16 protein-coding genes are annotated in these 17,832 nt (G+C 54.8%); 11 read left to right on the top strand and 5 right to left on the bottom strand.

The window, feature by feature from the left end; translation table 11 throughout:
- Window positions 1-33 precede the first annotated feature (33 nt).
- A complete protein-coding gene (gene yfcD, locus KGP25_RS16585; RefSeq protein WP_025757169.1) occupies window positions 34-588 on the top strand; it encodes an NUDIX hydrolase YfcD in 555 nt (184 codons plus the stop codon).
- 3 nt (window positions 589-591) lie between these two features.
- Here the strand turns inward: yfcD and KGP25_RS16580 are convergent, their stop codons facing one another.
- The gene (locus KGP25_RS16580; protein ID WP_024908958.1) at window positions 592-1,611 is read right to left on the bottom strand and encodes a LacI family DNA-binding transcriptional regulator; all 1,020 of its coding nucleotides are present in this window, start codon (window positions 1,609-1,611) and stop codon (window positions 592-594) included.
- 234 nt (window positions 1,612-1,845) lie between these two features.
- Between KGP25_RS16580 and KGP25_RS16575 the strand changes: the two genes are divergently transcribed.
- From KGP25_RS16575 to KGP25_RS16555, 5 genes are all read left to right on the top strand, one after another.
- A complete protein-coding gene (locus KGP25_RS16575; RefSeq protein WP_223539307.1) occupies window positions 1,846-2,289 on the top strand; it encodes a PTS sugar transporter subunit IIA in 444 nt (147 codons plus the stop codon).
- Window positions 2,290-2,369: 80 nt separating this feature from the next.
- Window positions 2,370-2,642, top strand: a complete 273-nt coding sequence (locus tag KGP25_RS16570; RefSeq protein WP_024908960.1) for a PTS sugar transporter subunit IIB — start codon at window positions 2,370-2,372, stop codon at window positions 2,640-2,642.
- Window positions 2,643-2,663: 21 nt separating this feature from the next.
- Window positions 2,664-4,055, top strand: coding sequence for a PTS ascorbate transporter subunit IIC (locus tag KGP25_RS16565; RefSeq protein WP_023617386.1), 1,392 nt, complete (start codon window positions 2,664-2,666; stop codon window positions 4,053-4,055).
- Window positions 4,052-4,882, top strand: coding sequence for a transketolase (locus tag KGP25_RS16560; protein WP_048029679.1), 831 nt, complete (start codon window positions 4,052-4,054; stop codon window positions 4,880-4,882). The genes KGP25_RS16565 and KGP25_RS16560 overlap by 4 nt, the downstream gene beginning before the upstream one ends.
- Window positions 4,875-5,828, top strand: coding sequence for a transketolase family protein (locus KGP25_RS16555; protein ID WP_048029680.1), 954 nt, complete (start codon window positions 4,875-4,877; stop codon window positions 5,826-5,828). Before KGP25_RS16560 ends, KGP25_RS16555 begins: the two co-directional genes overlap by 8 nt.
- Before the next feature lie 111 nt (window positions 5,829-5,939).
- Here the strand turns inward: KGP25_RS16555 and pta are convergent, their stop codons facing one another.
- Window positions 5,940-8,081 carry a phosphate acetyltransferase gene (pta, locus tag KGP25_RS16550; protein WP_008502877.1) on the bottom strand — a complete coding sequence of 714 codons (2,142 nt, stop codon included), beginning with the start codon at window positions 8,079-8,081 and terminating at the stop codon, window positions 5,940-5,942.
- Between the two features lie 76 nt (window positions 8,082-8,157).
- The gene (ackA, locus tag KGP25_RS16545) at window positions 8,158-9,360 is read right to left on the bottom strand and encodes an acetate kinase (protein ID WP_045334289.1); all 1,203 of its coding nucleotides are present in this window, start codon (window positions 9,358-9,360) and stop codon (window positions 8,158-8,160) included.
- A gap of 337 nt (window positions 9,361-9,697) precedes the next feature.
- On the opposite strand from ackA, the gene yfbV reads away from it, so the two are divergent.
- The 4 genes from yfbV to KGP25_RS16525 all read left to right on the top strand — a co-directional run bounded on the left by yfbV (window position 9,698) and on the right by KGP25_RS16525 (window position 13,318).
- Complete coding sequence (gene yfbV / locus KGP25_RS16540; RefSeq protein ID WP_008502875.1) at window positions 9,698-10,153, top strand: terminus macrodomain insulation protein YfbV; 456 nt, start codon at window positions 9,698-9,700, stop codon at window positions 10,151-10,153.
- Window positions 10,154-10,244: 91 nt separating this feature from the next.
- Window positions 10,245-10,739, top strand: coding sequence for a YfbU family protein (locus KGP25_RS16535; RefSeq protein ID WP_008502874.1), 495 nt, complete (start codon window positions 10,245-10,247; stop codon window positions 10,737-10,739).
- 11 nt (window positions 10,740-10,750) lie between these two features.
- Window positions 10,751-11,410, top strand: a complete 660-nt coding sequence (locus KGP25_RS16530) for a sugar phosphatase (protein ID WP_045908726.1) — start codon at window positions 10,751-10,753, stop codon at window positions 11,408-11,410.
- 75 nt (window positions 11,411-11,485) lie between these two features.
- Window positions 11,486-13,318, top strand: a complete 1,833-nt coding sequence (locus KGP25_RS16525) for an SLC13 family permease (protein ID WP_023344589.1) — start codon at window positions 11,486-11,488, stop codon at window positions 13,316-13,318.
- Window positions 13,319-13,398: 80 nt separating this feature from the next.
- On the opposite strand, the gene yfbR is transcribed toward KGP25_RS16525, so the two are convergent.
- The gene (yfbR, locus tag KGP25_RS16520) at window positions 13,399-13,998 is read right to left on the bottom strand and encodes a 5'-deoxynucleotidase (protein ID WP_008503531.1); all 600 of its coding nucleotides are present in this window, start codon (window positions 13,996-13,998) and stop codon (window positions 13,399-13,401) included.
- A gap of 118 nt (window positions 13,999-14,116) precedes the next feature.
- On the bottom strand, window positions 14,117-15,331 hold the full coding sequence (alaA, locus tag KGP25_RS16515; protein ID WP_008500204.1) for an alanine transaminase AlaA: 1,215 nt from the start codon (window positions 15,329-15,331) through the stop codon (window positions 14,117-14,119).
- 938 nt (window positions 15,332-16,269) lie between these two features.
- Here alaA and lrhA point away from each other — a divergent pair.
- Entirely contained in the window at window positions 16,270-17,208 is a 939-nt protein-coding gene (gene lrhA / locus KGP25_RS16510; RefSeq protein WP_021241557.1) for a transcriptional regulator LrhA, read from the top strand.
- Window positions 17,209-17,832: the final 624 nt, after the last annotated feature.

Genomic DNA, 17,832 nt, shown 5'->3' with positions numbered 1-17,832 from the left:
GCCGAAAGAGCGCTTAGAAGAGAAGGTTTCCCGATGGTGGAGCAGAGTCATTTGGCAAGTACAGAGTGGGTTGACATTGTCAACGAAGAGAATGAAGTGATCGCGCAGGCCAGCCGCGAGCAAATGCGTGCGGAGCGCCTGCGTCACCGTGCGACATATATCGTTGTGCATGACGGTATGGGTAAAATTCTGGTTCAGCGCCGCACGGACACGAAAGATTTTCTCCCGGGTATGCTGGATGCTACTGCAGGTGGCGTCGTCCAGGCGGATGAAGTGCTGCTGGATTCCGCGCGTCGTGAAGCGGAAGAAGAGTTAGGCATTGCCGGTGTGCCGTTTGCCGAGCACGGGCAGTTCTACTTCGAGGATGAACACTGTCGTGTCTGGGGCGGGCTGTTTAGCTGCGTCTCTCACGGCCCGTTCGCCCTGCAGGAAGAAGAAGTCAGCGAAGTGAACTGGATGACGCCGGAGGAGATTACCGCGCGCTGCGACGAGTTCACGCCGGATTCGTTAAAAGCGCTGGCGCTCTGGATGAGCCGCAACGCCAATAACGAATCGACCAAATCAGAGAAAGAGGAAGAGGCTGAGTAAGCTTCAGCAACTCTCTCTCAGACACAGACTGGACGCGATGGGCTTTTGATCGCGCCAGTCTCCGCCATTCAGGCGCTCCAGTAACGCTTTCCCGGCTTCAATTCCAATCTTACGATGCGGCACCGCCATGGTCGTCAGCGGCGGCTGACAGACGCGGCTCACGTCGCTATCGCCAAAACCTACCACCGCCAGATCGTCCGGCACTTTGATTCGCCTGCGCTGGCACTCGTACAGCGCGCCGCAGGCCAGCTCGTCAGAGACGCACACCAGCGCATCCAGCTCCGGCCAGGCCAGCAGGAACTCGGGCAGCTGCGCCGCGCCGGTCGAGAAGCTCGGCGGCATCGCCGCGTTAATGACCCGGTTCGGCGACATATGGTGGCGAAGCATGGCTTTGTACCAGCCCTGCAGATGCTGCTGGAAAATCCACTGCTCCTGATTGGCACACAGTAGGCCAATATTTTGATAGCCGCGCTTAATGACCATCTCCGTGAGCTCATACATGGCCGCCACGTTATCAATCCCGATATTCATATCAATCGGATCGGCGCGCATGGCGCCCATCTCCATCACCGGAATTGAGGCGTTTTTCAGCCAGTGGCGAACGGTGTCGGTATGTTCAACGCTGAGCAGGATAGCGGCGGCAATGTTCGACGCCAGCAGCGTCTCCAGCAGTTTCTCCTCCTGCTCAAGACGATGCTGGGACTCAGCCAGCATGATCTGATACCCGGCAGGTTGCAGCACCTGCTGTAGCCCGGCGAACATCTCCGAGCAGCCTGCTTCGGAGAGGTTGGGCACCACCATGGCGATCGTCCATGACGACGCCGAGGCCAGGGCACTGGCGGCAAGATTAGGCATATAACCCAGCTCCTGCACGGCAGCTTCAATTTTTTCTCGTAGTTTATCGGAAACCTGTTCGGGCGTGCGAAGCGCACGGGACACGGTCATCGTGCCCACACCGGCAAGCTGTGCGACATCGGCGAGTGTCACTTTACCAGTACTGCGCCGTTTTCGGGTTAGAGACATACACCTTCCTGCTGACCAGACGCGTTCTTATTTTCCTTCGTTTCACGTGACAGGCAGTATACGCCTTAAATCCCTTTTTTTGCTGTGATTTAGCAACGTGATTGCAATTTGATAGCGCTATCACATTTCTGCATGATAACGATTGGTAGCGCTATCTTTGTGATCGCGATCGCAGTCAATCAGTGATGCATTGAATAAAGTTTGCTCATCTTAAGCGTGTCGCGGGAGTGAAAAGTGCTCAAAAAATGGATATATGATACAACCATCACGCTGCAGGAGAGCGTGAAAGACTGGCCGCAGGCGCTGGAGCTGTGTGCGAAGCCGCTGCTGGATTTGCAGGTGATTGAGCCTGAATACGTCACGGCCATCATCCAGCAGCACCACACGTTAGGACCTTATTATGTGCTGGCACCAGGGCTGGCGATGCCGCATGCGCGGCCGGAGGAAGGCGCCAAAGGACTGGGGTTGTCGTTATTAAAACTAAAACAGGGCGTCTCGTTTGGTGCCGGTGAGTTTGACCCTGTCGACGTCATTATTATGCTCGCGGCACCCGACAAAAATAGCCATATCGAGATGATCTCGTCGCTGGCAGAGTTATTTTCCAGCGATACCAATATGGCCGAACTGCATCAGGTGAATACCCTGGAGGAAATTAAAACGATTATTAACCGCTTCTGATTTAATTCTTTAATCCGGTTTTTCACAACATTACGCGTCAGCGTGATGGGGCGTACTCTACTCAAAATAAGGGGACAACAATGAAAATCATGGCTATTTGCGGTTCTGGCCTGGGCAGTAGTTTTATGGTCGAAATGAATATTAAAAAGGTGCTCAAAAAGCTGGAGATTGAAGCTGAGGTTGAACACTCCGATCTCTCCTCAGCCACGCCGGGCGCGGCCGATCTGTTCGTGATGGCAAAAGACATTGCCGCCAGCGCCAGCGTGCCGGAAAGCCAGCTGGTGGTGATCAACAACATCATCGACATCAACGAACTTGAAGCGCAGCTGCGCGGCTGGTTCGAAAGACAATAACCCTGATAAGGCGAGGTGGATATGTTTATCCTTGAAACGCTGAATTTCGTTGTTGATATTTTAAAAGTCCCTTCGGTGCTGGTGGGTTTAATTGCGTTAATCGGTCTGGTTGCGCAGAAAAAAGCGTTTTCCGACGTGGTGAAAGGGACCATTAAAACCATCCTGGGCTTTATTGTACTGGGCGGCGGCGCCACGGTGCTGGTCGGGTCATTAAATCCCTTAGGCGGTATGTTTGAACACGCCTTTACTATCCAGGGCATTATTCCAAACAATGAAGCGATCGTGTCCATTGCACTGGAAAAATACGGTGCAGCGACCGCGCTGATTATGGCCTTCGGGATGGTGGCGAATATTATCGTCGCACGCTTTACCCGGCTGAAGTATATCTTCCTGACCGGACACCACACGTTTTATATGGCGTGCATGATTGGCGTGATCCTGACGGTGGCGGGCTTTGAGGGCGTGGGGCTGGTCTTTACCGGGTCGCTGATCCTTGGCCTGATTATGGCTTTCTTCCCGGCGATTGCGCAGCGCTACATGAAGCGCATTACCGGCAACGATGAGATTGCCTTCGGCCACTTTGGCACGCTGGGCTACGTGCTGTCCGGCTGGATTGGCAGCAAGGTCGGCAAAGGATCCCGCTCAACGGAAGAGATGAACCTGCCGAAGAACCTGAGCTTCCTGCGCGACAGCTCGATCTCCATCTCCCTGACCATGATGATTATCTACCTGATCATGGCGGTGAGCGCCGGGCGCGAGTACGTCGAAGCCACCTTCAGCGCCGGCCAGAACTACCTCGTCTACGCCATCATCATGGCGATCACCTTCGCGGCGGGGGTGTTCATCATTCTGCAGGGCGTACGCCTGATTCTGGCGGAAATCGTTCCAGCCTTTACCGGCTTCTCGGAAAAACTGGTGCCGAACGCGCGTCCTGCGCTCGACTGCCCGGTGGTGTATCCCTATGCGCCTAACGCGGTGCTGATTGGCTTCCTGTTCAGCTTCCTCGGCGGGATTGTGGGGCTGTTCATCTGCGGTCAGTTTAGCTGGGTGCTGATCCTCCCGGGCGTGGTGCCGCACTTCTTCACCGGCGCAACGGCGGGCGTGTTCGGTAACGCCACCGGCGGACGTCGCGGGGCAATGATTGGCGCCTTTGCCAACGGCCTGCTGATTACCTTCCTGCCGGTCCTGCTGCTGCCGGTACTGGGCGCCATTGGTTTTGCGAACACCACCTTCTCTGACGCTGACTTCGGCGCGGTCGGGATTGTCCTTGGCAACCTGGCGCGCTTCCTGTCGCCGCTTGCCATCACCGGGCTGGTCGTGGCGCTGTTCGCGCTGCTGGTGGCGTACAACGTCTTCGCGAAAAACAAACCTGCGGGCGGTAACGCGCAGGAAAACACCGGAGCCAAATCATGAATGAGAAAGAGATAACCGAACTCGCGCGTCAGATTCGTCTTGAGACGCTGAAATCCCTGACGCAGCTGGGCTTTGGTCACTACGGGGGTAGCATGTCGGTGGTAGAAACTCTGGCCGTGCTGTACGGCGCAGTGATGAAAATCGACCCGGCGGATCCGGACTGGCCGGAGCGAGACTACTTTGTCCTGTCGAAAGGCCATGCGGGCCCGGCGCTCTACAGTACCCTGGCGATCAAGGGCTACTTCCCGACAGAAGAGCTGAGTACCCTCAACCAGAACGGCACGCGCCTGCCCAGCCACCCGGACCGCCTGAAAACGCGCGGCGTGGATGCCACCACCGGTTCGCTGGGGCAGGGGATTTCCATCGCGGGCGGCATGGCGCTGTCGCACAGGCTGGCCGGGCGGCCGAATCGGGTCTTCTGCATCGTCGGCGACGGCGAGCTGAACGAAGGGCAGTGCTGGGAGGCGTTCCAGTTTATTGCCCACCATCGCCTGAACAACCTGACGGTATTTGTCGACTGGAACAAACAGCAGCTCGACGGCGAGCTGGACGAGATCATCAGCGCGTTTGACCTGGAGGGAAAATTCCGCGCCTTTGGCTTTGACGTGGTGACGGTGAAGGGGGACGACATTCCGGGTCTGCTGGCAGTGACATCGCGCATCCCGGCAGCCGATGCGCGTCCGTTAGTCGTCATCCTCGACAGCATCAAAGGCCAGGGGGTGCCGTATCTGGAGCAGCTCAGCAACTCACACCATCTGCGATTGACCGCGGAGAGCAAAGCGGCCCTCAACGAGACGATTCGCCAACTGGAGGCTTCACATGATTAAGGTTGCACCGGCAGGACAGAAAGACGCCGTTGAGATGCGTAAAGTTTACGCTGGCTTCGTGGCAAAACAGATTGAGGCCGGAAGTGACATCATTGCGCTCGAAGCAGACCTGATGAGCTCGATGGCAATGGACGGCGTGGCGCGCGATTATCCGCAGCACGTGATTAACTGCGGCATTATGGAGGCCAACGTCATCGGCACGGCAGCCGGGCTGTCGCTTACCGGACGCAAGCCGTTCGTTCACACCTTCACCGCCTTTGCCAGCCGCCGCTGTTTTGACCAGCTGTTTATGTCCCTGGACTATCAGCGCAACAACGTGAAAGTGATAGCGTCGGATGCGGGTGTGACGGCCTGCCACAACGGCGGAACGCATATGTCGTTTGAGGATATGGGCATCGTACGCGGTCTGGCGCATTCGGTGGTGCTGGAGGTGACCGACGCGGTGATGTTTGAGGACGTGCTGCGCCAGCTTATCGACCTCGAAGGCTTCTACTGGGTGCGCACCATCCGTAAGCAGGCGCCGAGCGTCTATGCGCCGGGCTCCACCTTCACCATCGGAAAAGGCAACGTGCTGCGCGAGGGGAGCGATATCACCCTGATTGCCAACGGCATCATGGTGTCGGAAGCGCTGGAAGCCGCGCGCCAGCTTGAGCAGGAGGGGGTCAGCGCGGCGGTCATCGACATGTTTACCCTGAAACCCATCGACCGGATGCTGGTGAAAAACTACGCCGAGAAAACCGGGCGCATCGTGACCTGTGAAAACCACAGCATTCACAACGGGCTGGGGTCGGCGGTGGCGGAAGTGCTGGTGGAAACCTGCCCGGTGCCGATGCGACGGGTGGGCGTCAAGGAGCGTTACGGCCAGGTGGGGACGCAGGATTTCCTGCAGAAAGAGTATGGCCTGACGGCACATGACATTGTATCGGCGGCGCGCGAGCTGCTGTAAATAAAAAAGGCGACCGGTTAAGTGGTCGCCTTTTTGTTGCCCGGTGGCGCTAGCGCTTACCGGGCCTACGGTTTTGTAGGCCGGATAAGCGAAGCGCCATCCGGCAATACATTACTGCTGCTGCGAAGACTGGATCGCCGTCAGCGCGATGGTGTAGACGATATCGTCTACCAGTGCGCCACGAGACAGGTCGTTCACAGGTTTGCGCATGCCCTGCAGCATTGGCCCGATGGAGATCAGGTCGGCAGAACGCTGTACCGCTTTGTAGGTGGTGTTACCGGTGTTCAGATCCGGGAAGATGAACACGGTAGCGCGACCAGCAACCGGTGAGTTCGGCGCTTTGGATTTCGCAACGTCAGCCATGACCGCGGCGTCGTACTGCAGCGGGCCGTCGATCATCAGATCAGGACGTTTTTCCTGCGCAATACGGGTCGCTTCACGCACTTTCTCTACGTCGCTACCTGCACCTGAGGTGCCGGTGGAGTAGGAGAGCATCGCCACGCGCGGCTCGATACCGAAAGCGGTCGCGGAGTCTGCGGACTGGATAGCGATCTCAGCCAGCTGTTCTGCAGTTGGATCCGGGTTGATCGCGCAGTCGCCGTAAACGTAAACCTGTTCAGGCAGCAGCATGAAGAACACGGAAGACACCAGAGAGCTGCCTGGCGCGGTTTTGATCAGCTGCAGCGGTGGACGGATGGTGTTCGCCGTGGTGTGAACCGCACCGGAAACCAGACCGTCAACTTCGTCCTGCTCCAGCATCAGCGTGCCCAGCACCACGTTGTCTTCCAGCTGCTCACGCGCAACGGCTTCGGTCATGCCTTTGCTCTTACGCAGCTCAACCAGACGGGCAACGTAGCTTTCGCGAACCACTTCAGGGTCAACGATTTCGATGCCTGCGCCCAGCTCAACGCCCTGAGAGGCCGCTACGCGGTTGATCTCATCCGGGTTACCCAGCAGCACACAGGTCGCGATGCCGCGCTCTGCACAGATAGCAGCCGCTTTAACGGTACGTGGTTCGTCGCCTTCTGGCAGAACAACGCGTTTGCCCGCTTTGCGCGCCAGCTCGGTCAGCTGGTAACGGAATGCTGGAGGAGACAGACGGCGGCTGCGCTCGGAGGTCGCGGTCAGGGATTCGATCCAGTCTGCGTTGATGTAGCCTGCAACGTATTCCTGAACTTTCTCGATACGCTCGTGGTCATCAACCGGCACTTCCAGGTTGAAGCTCTGCAGGCTCAGGGAGGTCTGCCAGGTGTTGGTGTTCACCATGAAGACCGGCAGGCCGGTAGCGAACGCGCGTTCGCACAGCTTGCTGACGCGTGGGTCCATCTCGTAGGCACCGGTCAGCAGGATCGCACCGATTTCCACGCCGTTCATTGCGGCCAGACAGGCTGCAACCAGAACGTCAGGACGGTCTGCGGAAGTCACCAGCAGGGAACCTGCGCGGAAGTGTTCCAGCATGTGCGGAATGCTACGCGCACAGAAGGTCACGGACTTCACACGACGGGTGTTGATGTCGCCTTCGTTAATCACGGTCGCGTTCAGGTGACGCGCCATGTCGATTGCACGGGTGGCAATCAGATCGAAGCTCCATGGCACCGCGCCCAGAACCGGAAGCGGGCTGGATTCCTGCAGCTTAGCCGGGTCAACTTTGATGACTTTCGCTTTGGACGAGTCGTCGAAGATCTCGGACAGGTCAGGGCGAGTACGGCCCTGCTCATCCACTGGCGCGTTCAGCTTGTTGACGATCACGCCGGTGATGTTGGTATTTTTCGCGCCGCCGAAGCTGCTGCGCGTCAGTTCGATACGCTCGTTCAGCTGTTCCGGGGTGTCAGTACCCTGAGACATCACGAAAACGATCTCTGCGTTCAGGGTTTTCGCGATTTCGAAGTTCAGAGACTGGGCAAACTGGTGTTTGCGGGTTGGCACCAGACCTTCAACCAGCACCACTTCCGCGTCTTGCGCGTTAGCATGGTAGTTGGCGATGATCTCTTCCATCAGCACGTCTTTCTGGTTGCTGGACAGCAGAGATTCAACGTGGCTCATCTTCAGCGGTTCGGCCGCCGGCAGATTGGAGTTCTTGCGAACGATGGTGGTGGTCTGGTCTGGCGCATCGCCACCGGCACGTGGCTGGGCGATTGGCTTAAAGACGCTCAGACGAACGCCTTTGCGTTCCATAGCACGGATAACGCCAAGGCTGACGCTGGTCAGGCCGACGCTGGTTCCGGTAGGGATCAGCATAATAGTACGGGACACGGTTTATCCTCTTTCGTTACCGCCCAAATGGGGCGGGTTACAAAACAGCACCGCCAGCATTGCTGGCGGTGTGGAATCAGGCAGTCAGGCGGTGCGCGTCTTGCGCGATGACCAGCTCTTCGTTAGTTGGGATAACGAGAGCAGGGCGGGTGCCTTCTTTGTTGATGAAGCCAGACTTGCCGAAGCGGGCAGCCAGGTTACGCTCGTGATCAACTTCGAAGCCCAGAACGCCCAGTTTGCCCAGGGACAGTTCACGAACCATTGCCGCGTTCTCACCGATACCACCGGTGAAGATAACCGCGTCCAGACGGCCTTCCATCAGCGCAGTGTAAGAGCCGATGTATTTCGCCAGACGGTGGCAGTAAACGTCCATTGCACGTTTAGCGTCTTCTTTCTCTGCGTAGTTGTCTTCAACGTAACGGCAGTCGCTGGTAACTTCGGTCAGACCCAGCAGGCCAGACTCTTTGGTCAGCATTTTGTTGATCTGGTCAACGCTCATGCCCAGGGTGTCGTGCAGGTGGAAGATGATCGCCGGGTCGATGTCACCGGAACGGGTACCCATCACCAGACCTTCCAGCGGGGTCAGACCCATGGACGTATCAACACATTTACCATTGCGGATAGCCGATACAGAACCACCGTTGCCCAGGTGGCAGGTGATGATGTTCAGCTCTTCAACCGGCTTGTTCAGCACTTTTGCCGCTTCCTGAGTCACATAGAAGTGGCTGGTGCCGTGCGCGCCGTAACGACGTACGCCGTGCTCTTTGTACAGGCTGTATGGCAGGGCATAGAGGTAAGACTCTTCCGGCATGGTCTGATGGAACGCGGTGTCGAATACGGCCACGTTTTTGTCTTTCAGATTCGGGAAGGATTTCAGCGCTTCAGCGATACCGATCAGGTGAGCCGGGTTGTGCAGCGGTGCGAAAGAGGCAGAGTCTTTGATGCCCTGGATCACAGAGTCGTCGATCACGACGGAGCTGGTGTATTTTTCGCCGCCGTGGACGATACGGTGACCAATCGCAGTCAGCTGAGCAGACAGTTCTGGTTTTTGTGCCAGAATAGTGTTAACGATAAAGTTCAGCGCTTCACTGTGAGCGGCGCCTGCACCTAAAGCCGCTTCTTGTTTGCTGCCGTCCATCTTCCACTTGATACGTGCTTCAGGCAGATGGAAACATTCGGCCAAACCAGAGAGGTATTCGTCACCGTTGAGCGCATCGATGATGGCGAATTTCAGTGAGGAGCTACCGCAGTTCAGAACCAGTACTAACTTACTCGACATGGAAGTACCTATTATTGATACGTGGCTAAAAAAACGTCAGTGAGTCTAACAGCGTAACGCATGATGACTCGGACATTTATGATTAACATCATGCCAAACGAACATTGTGGCATGATGGAAGAAATAACTATGATTTTATGCCATTTTGCACAATTTTCAGCCAATGGCATAATATGCAATAATTTGACGAGCTAATGATTCTCGTCTATGGCCCTATCAGGCTGGCACAGGATACCCGATACGGGGTAGAGATGACAAAATATTTTGAACGTTGTCATAGCTTGTTGTGGTTTTGCACGAAAATTTTAATTTTTATATGTGAAGTTGAGGTACAGCCATGTCGACACCAGAGAACCCGTCCGTAAATTTCTTTAGTCTGTTTCGTCGGGGACAGCATTACGCAAAGACGTGGCCAATGGAAAAGCGCCTTGCGCCGATGTTTATTGAGAATCGCACCATCCGCGCCACGCGCTATGCGATTCGCTTTATGCCGCCTGTCGCTATCTTTACGCTGTGCTGGCAGATTGCGCTGGGTGGGCAGCTTGGACCTGCCGTTGCCACGGCGCTCTTCGCATTAAGCCTGCCGATGCAGGGCCTGTGGTGGTTAGGTAAACGGTCCATCACGCCACTTCCTCCTTCTATTTTACACTGGTTTTATGAAGTGCGCGGTAAGCTGGAAGAGGCCGGTCAGGCGCTCGCCCCGGTGGAAGGCAAGCCGGATTACCAGGCGCTGGCGGACACGTTAAAGCGTGCTTTTAAGCAACTGGATAAAACATTCCTCGATGATTTGTGATTGATCATCGAAACGACGACGAAAAGAGGGCACAGTAACAATCAGTTACCGTGTCTTTTTTTTAAGTGCAATGCGCTACAGGAGTCGAAAGATGGAAATGACCCATGCTCAACGTCTGATTTTGTCCAACCAGTACAAGATGATGACTATGCTTGATCCCGATAACGCTGCGCGCTACAGCCGCCTGCAAACCATCGTCGAACGCGGCTTTGGTCTGCAAATGCGCGAACTGGACCGCGAGTTTGGCGAGCTGAAAGAAGAAACCTGTCGCATCGTGATCGACATTATGGAGATGTATCACGCCCTGCACGTCTCCTGGACGAATCTCAAAGATCAACAGTCCATTGACGAGCGCCGCGTCACCTTCTTAGGCTTTGATGCCGCAACGGAAGCACGTTATCTGAGCTATGTTCGCTTTATGGTGAATACGGAAGGGCGTTATACCCACTTTGACGCGGGTACCCACGGCTTCAACGCGCAGACCCCGATGTGGGATAAATATCAGCGCATGCTGAGCGCGTGGCATGCCTGCCCGCGTCAGTACCATTTAAGCAGCAACGAAATTCAACAAATCATTAATGCCTGACGGAGGTGCGTGTGCAGTGTAGAGGTTTTCTGTTTGATCTGGACGGTACGCTGGTGGATTCGCTGCCGGTTGTGGAACGTTCCTGGTGCCATTGGGCTGACAGACATGGCATCGACCATCAGGACGTGCTGAATTTTATCCATGGCAAACAGGCCATCACCTCGCTACGGCACTTCCTGGCCGGACGCTCTGAGGACGACATTCAGGCGGAGTTCAAATACCTGGAACACATTGAAGCCACCGATACGGACGGCATTACCGCGTTACCGGGCGCGCGCGAACTGCTTGAACATCTGAACGAGGCGCAGATCCCGTGGGCTATCGTCACCTCCGGTTCCGTGCCGGTTGCCCACGCCCGACACAAGGCGGCAGGGTTGCCGACGCCGGACGTGTTTATCACGGCGGAGCGCGTGAAGCGGGGTAAACCGGAGCCTGACGCATTTTTACTGGGCGCTGAACTGCTGGGCCTCGATCCTGCAGAGTGCGTGGTGGTGGAAGATGCGGCGGCTGGCGTACTGGCCGGGTTGAACGCAGGGAGCCACGTCATCGCCGTTAACGTTCCGGCCGGTTCTCCCCGCCTGGAGGAGGCAGATTTGGTGCTGGATTCACTGACGGCGCTGTCTGTTTCAAAAGCCTCTGACGGAGTTGTAACCGTCTCGCTAAAAGTGTAATCCCATGATATGGCCCCACATTGCTGGGGCTTTTTTATGGCAAAATTCCTCATCTTCCACTGACAAGGATAGGTTGTGAACGGTGAACTGATTTGGGTCCTGAGCCTGCTTTTAATCGCCATCATTCTTTTTGCCACGGGCAAGGTACGCATGGACGCCGTCGCCCTGTTTGTTATCGTCGCGTTTGTGCTGAGCGGAACGCTGACGCTGCCGGAAGCCTTCTCCGGATTTAGCGATCCCAACGTTATCCTGATTGCCGCCCTGTTTATCATCGGGGATGGGCTGGTGCGCACCGGCGTGGCGACCATCATGGGGTCGTGGCTGGTGAAGGTGGCGGGCAGCAGCGAAACCAAGATGCTGATCTACCTGATGGTGACCGTCGCCGGACTGGGGGCGTTTATGAGCTCCACGGGCGTGGTCGCCATCTTTATCCCGGTGGTGTTGAGCGTTTCCATGCGGATGCAGAGCTCGCCGTCGCGCCTGATGATGCCCCTGAGTTTTGCCGGTTTGATCAGCGGGATGATGACGCTGGTGGCAACGCCGCCGAACCTGGTCGTTAACAGCGAACTGATCCGGGAAGGATTTGAGGGCTTCAGCTTTTTTAGCGTCACCCCGCTTGGGCTGGTCATTCTGGTCATGGGCGTGGTCTACATGCTGCTGACCCGGTTCGCCCTGAAGGGTGAAAAACAGGACAAAAACAAAGAAGGATGGAAGCGACGCACCTTCCGCGATTTGATTAAAGAGTACCGCCTTACCGGGCGCGCGCGCCGTCTGGCTATTCGCCCCGGCTCGCCGATGGTGGGACAGCGGCTGGATGACCTGAAGCTGCGTGAGCGCTATGGCGCGAACGTGATCGGCGTAGAGCGCTGGCGGCGGTTTCGTCGGGTGATCGTCAACGTCAACGGGGTGTCGGAATTCCGCGCCCGTGACGTCCTGCTGATTGATATGTCCACCGCGGATGTGGACCTGCGCGAGTTCTGCAGCGAACAGTTGCTGGAGCCGATGGTGCTGCGCGGGGAGTATTTCTCCGATCAGGCGCTGGATGTCGGCATGGCCGAGGTGTCGCTGATCCCGGAGTCGGAACTACTGGGTAAAACCGTGCGGGAGATGGGTTTCCGTACCCGCTATGGCCTGAACGTCGTGGGGCTGAAGCGCGATGGCGTGGCGATGGAAGGGGCGGTGGTGGATGAGCCGATCCTGCTGGGCGATATTTTTCTCGTCGTCGGTAACTGGAAGCTCATTAGCCAGCTCGGACAAAAAGGGCGCGATTTTGTGGTGCTCAACATGCCTGTCGAGGAGAGCGACGCATCGCCAGCGCACAGCCAGGCGCCACACGCGATTTTTTGTCTGGTGCTGATGGTGGCGCTGATGCTGACCGATGAGATCCCCAATCCGGTCGCCGCAATAATCGCCTGCCTGTTGATGGGCAAATTCCGCTGCATTGACGCCGAAAGCGCCTATAAAGCCATTCACTGGCCGAGCATCATTCTCATTGTCGGGATGATGCCCTTCGCCCTGGCGCTGCAAAAAACCGGCGGGGTGGATCTGATCGTTAAAGGCTTAATGGACGTGGGCGGCGGGTATGGGCCGTACATGATGATGGTCTGCCTGTTTATCATGTGCGCCACCATCGGCCTGTTTATCTCGAACACCGCGACGGCGGTACTGATGGCGCCTATCGCGCTGGCGATGGCGAAGTCCATGGGCGTGTCGCCGTATCCGTTTGCGATGATGGTGGCGATGGCCGCTTCCGCGGCATTTATGACGCCGGTCTCTTCACCGGTAAACACGCTGGTGCTGGGACCGGGGAACTATCGATTCAGCGATTTCGTGAAGCTGGGCGTGCCGTTCACCGTGCTGGTGATGGTGGTGTGCGTGGTATTGATACCGGTCCTGTTTCCGTTCTGAGCATTTTGCCGGGTGGCGGCTACGCCTTACCCGGCCTACAACCCCGTAGGCCCTGCAAGCGCAGCGCCGCTGGGCGAAAATCAGAGTGGCGAATCCTGGCTGATCTCATCCAGCGATAAATGGAAGCTCGGTACAAACACCTGCATAAAGTAATCCATCTCTTCGCTGCGGCGGGATTCCAGCGTTTTTTCCAGGCGCGTTTTCGCCAGCAGGAATTCGTTATTCCCTGCGGACAACTCTTCGAGACACTTCAGATAGGCACACAGCGCGTCGGCCTGTTTGACCAGCGACTTTTCATCTTCCGTGTACTGATGCTCGTTGATAAGCGGCTCGAAGATATCACGCAGTTCTTCGGGCACCATCTCAATCAGCTTCTGCTGGGCAATTTTTTCAATAGCCTTATATTCCTGCGCAATTTGCGAGTTGAAATATTTCACCGGCGTAGGCAGATCGCCGGTCAGCACTTCTGACGCATCGTGGTACATCGCCAGCAGGGCGATGCGCTCTGGATTGACCTGACCGTTGAATTTGCGGTTTTTAATGGCGGCCAGCGCGTGAGCGACCATCGCAACCTGCAGGCTGTGCTCTGACACATTTTCCGTGCGGACATTGCGCATCAGCGGCCAGCGGTTGATGAGTTTCAGGCGGGAGAGGTGGGCAAAGAAATGACTCTGACTCATAGGTTACCTTTTGTCTTCACTGCGACAGGCGTTCATTGTGCGGGGAGGGGAGGCAAGATGCAAATTTGCGGATTTTGTAGGCCGGGTAAGCGAAGCGCCACCCGGCCGAAAGGCAATGTTACTGATGGTATCCGGAGAGGAAGCGCCCGAAGCGGCTGATGGCCATTTCCAGGTCATCTTCGCGCGGCAGCGTCACGATACGCACGTGATCCGGCCACGGCCAGTTAAACGCCGTGCCCTGAACCAGCAGCACTTTTTCCTGAAGCAGGAAATCAAGCACCATTTTCTGGTCGTCGTGAATATTGAAGCGCTTCGCGTCAATTTTCGGGAACATATAGAGCGCCCCGTTCGGCTTCACGCAGGAGACGCCCGGGATATCGTTGATCAGTTCCCACGCGCGGTTACGCTGTTCGTACAGGCGACCACCGGGCACGATAAACTCGCTAATGCTCTGATAGCCACCCAGCGCCGTCTGGATCGCGTGCTGCGCCGGAACGTTGGCGCATAAACGCATGGAGGCCAGCATCTCCAGCCCTTCAATATAGCCTTTGGCGTGTTTTTTCGGACCGTTTAACACCATCCAGCCCTGACGGAAACCGGCCACACGGTAGGTTTTAGACAGGCCGTTAAAGGTGACGGTCAGCAGATCCGGGGCCAGCGCAGCGATTGAGTGGTGCTGTGCCGCGTCGTACAGGATCTTGTCGTAGATTTCGTCGGCGAAGATGATCAGGTTGTGCTGACGCGCTAGCTCGACGATCTCCATCAGCAGTTCTTTTGAGTAGACCGCGCCCGTCGGGTTGTTCGGGTTAATAATGACGATACCGCGCGTGCGGGGCGTAATTTTTGCGCGAATATCGTCCAGGTCCGGGAACCAGTCAGAGGATTCGTCGCACAGATAGTGCACCGCTTTACCGCTGGACAGCGACACGGCAGCCGTCCAAAGCGGATAGTCCGGCGCAGGGACCAGCATTTCGTCCCCGCTGTTCAGCAGGGCCTGCATGGCTTGCACAATCAGTTCGGAGACGCCGTTGCCGATATAGATATCTTCAACAGTAACATCGCGCATACCACGTGCCTGGTAGTGCTGCATGATGGCTTTACGTGCGGAGTAAAGTCCTTTTGAATCGCAATAGCCTTGTGCAGTGGGAAGGTTGCGGATCACATCAACCAGAATTTCATCCGGCGCTTCAAAACCAAATGGCGCAGGGTTACCAATGTTGAGTTTCAGAACCTTGTTGCCTTCTTCTTCAAGGCGTTTTGCCTCTTTCAGAACCGGGCCGCGGATGTCATAACAGACGTTATCTAGCTTGCTGGATTTTTCGATAGGGGACATGAACCTTTAACCTTTTCGCTATTATTGCCGCTCCCTGCCGTGGAAGTCAGCACGGAATAATGTACTCCCCCCTCGCTTCGTTTTGAAGGGTGTGCAGTAGAAGATTTTGTGCGGGGTGCAAATTTTTGATGAATCTTTTTCGCTGTGGGTACGCTTTTTCACTGTCTTAAAGTTGTGCGCATAGCGAGAGCTTAGGTTAAATGTGCTATTAATTTACCAAAATGCTGTATAATGTGCTGTTAAAAATAAGTGGTGAGTTTGACAGCGGTGGCAGTCACCCTGAGTGACTTTTCGTAAAACCTGAATGCTTGATACCTGTTTCTGTAATAGCATACTGTGGATAAAAGTTACCCATGTCAAATTAATGTTAAGTGCCATTAATGAATGGTCTTAATCTAAATTAAAATTTATTTATTATTAACCTATAAAATGCAACTTTAGTTAATTTTAATAAAATTAGTTTAGAAGCTTAACATTCTTCTTTAATCCTTAATATTGCAATAAGACTTATAAATAAAGTGGATTTGGGTTAAGATGTCTTCCAGGAAAGCAGAGGGCAGATGCACGTTTTTTGTATATCTGACCCTGGTTTTCCGAATTAATTGATTGTTATTGTTAGAGTTATCTCTGGCTGGAATGTGTCGCACATCTCCTGCTACGTTGACAGCGCTGCGATACAGATGGCAGAAAAGGTGTTATACCTTTAATGTAATTTACATAAACCTGCGAACATCTAAATATCCTGAACGTTTAAGAGAATAAAAATATCGTCATGAAACGTGCTTTCTGACTGTTGATATAAAGCAGCACAATAACTATCTGTCAGGCAGTCTGCCGGGCCGGGATGCGAGGGAAAATCTTCAGAGGGAATTGCTTAACTGTACACACACAGCTTCAACCCGGGCAGCTCCGCACGAGCAACCTGAAAGTGAATAGATATGATAAATGCAAATCGTCCGATAATGAATCTCGACCTCGATCTGCTGAGAACGTTTGTTGCGGTCGCCGATCTCAACACTTTTGCAGCAGCTGCTGCCGCCGTTTGCCGAACTCAGTCCGCCGTCAGCCAGCAAATGCAGCGGCTGGAGCAACTGGTTGGTAAAGAGCTTTTTGCCCGTCACGGGCGTAATAAGCTCTTAACGGAACACGGTATTCAGCTTCTGGGTTATGCCAGGAAAATTCTTCGCTTTAATGATGAAGCATGTATGTCATTAATGTTTAGCAACCTTCAGGGCGTGCTAACGTTAGGTGCATCTGATGAGTCGGCGGATACTATATTGCCGTTTCTTCTCAATCGTATTAGTTCGGTTTATCCGAAGCTTGCGCTGGACGTGAGCGTAAAGCGCAATGCTTTTATGGTTGAGATGTTAAATGAGAATAAAGTCGACCTGGTGGTCACCACGCATCGTCCCGGGCAGTTTGACTGCCTGACGTTGCGTACATCGCCTACGCACTGGTATTGCGCGGCCGAATACGTGCTGCAAAAAGGGGAGCCGGTGCCGCTGGTGTTGCTGGATGACCCGAGCCCGTTCCGCGATATGGTGCTGACGGCGCTGAATGAGGCTAATATTCCGTGGCGTCTGGCGTATGTGGCGTCCACGCTGCCAGCGGTGCGTGCCGCCGTGAAAGCCGGTCTGGGTGTCACCGCCCGTCCGGTAGAAATGATGAGCCCCGATCTGCGCGTTCTGGGCAAATCCGATGGCCTTCCTGCACTGCCGGATACGGAGTATCTGCTCTGCCACAATTCGTCCAGTCATAACGAACTGGCGAAGGTGGTGTTCGAGGCGATGGAAAACTACCATAACCCATGGCAGTTCGAGCGCGTTACCTCCGAAGGGGGGGATGACTCCCTGATCGTTGAAGGGGATTTTGAGTGATCGCTCGCTCAGAATTCTGGTAACAAAATGTAAGTGTAAAAAAAAGCCACTCGTGTGATTTTCACATGCAGTGGCTTTTTTTTAGCAAAAATACCCGCTTATGACGCGTGGGTTTTCGGGATATTCTATATTTATCAATTAACTAAATGGTTTTGTCTAAAACTTGTCCGTTTTCTGTTCTAACGTCATCCACATCCCTCCTATGTTAAAAAAACAGGAAATATGTTGCCGTTTTCCAGGTTGAATTAACAAAAGCGTGTCGCAGATCAAGAAAATACTCCTATTTGGGGGGAGGAATCGTTGGCAAATCCTGTCAAAATAGGAGGGTTATTTTTTTTACTTCCGAAACGGACACGATTCAACAACATACATTTGACGGAAAGTCATGTACCCACCAGGGTTAAAGGGCACCAAATGTTAATGAGAATCGCTCGATGTAATTTAATGTGAAGAAACCTTTGTTAAAGTTGACAATAGGTTATAGAAAGGAGTAAAAAACCCCATCATTTTGCTGTCTACGTCTCATTTCTGACAGTTAGTGTAAGGTTATTTGTTCCTCCCCATGAATCGATGTGATGCCCATCTGCCAGCAAGAGCAGTGTCGTTGGTATCACTTTTGATGAG

The sequence above is a fragment of the Enterobacter sp. JBIWA003 genome, from assembly GCF_019968825.1.
In the GTDB taxonomy this organism is placed as follows: domain Bacteria; phylum Pseudomonadota; class Gammaproteobacteria; order Enterobacterales; family Enterobacteriaceae; genus Enterobacter; species Enterobacter quasiroggenkampii.
Note: the sequence above shows the minus strand (reverse complement) of the source record. Positions and strands in the feature narration are given on the sequence as shown.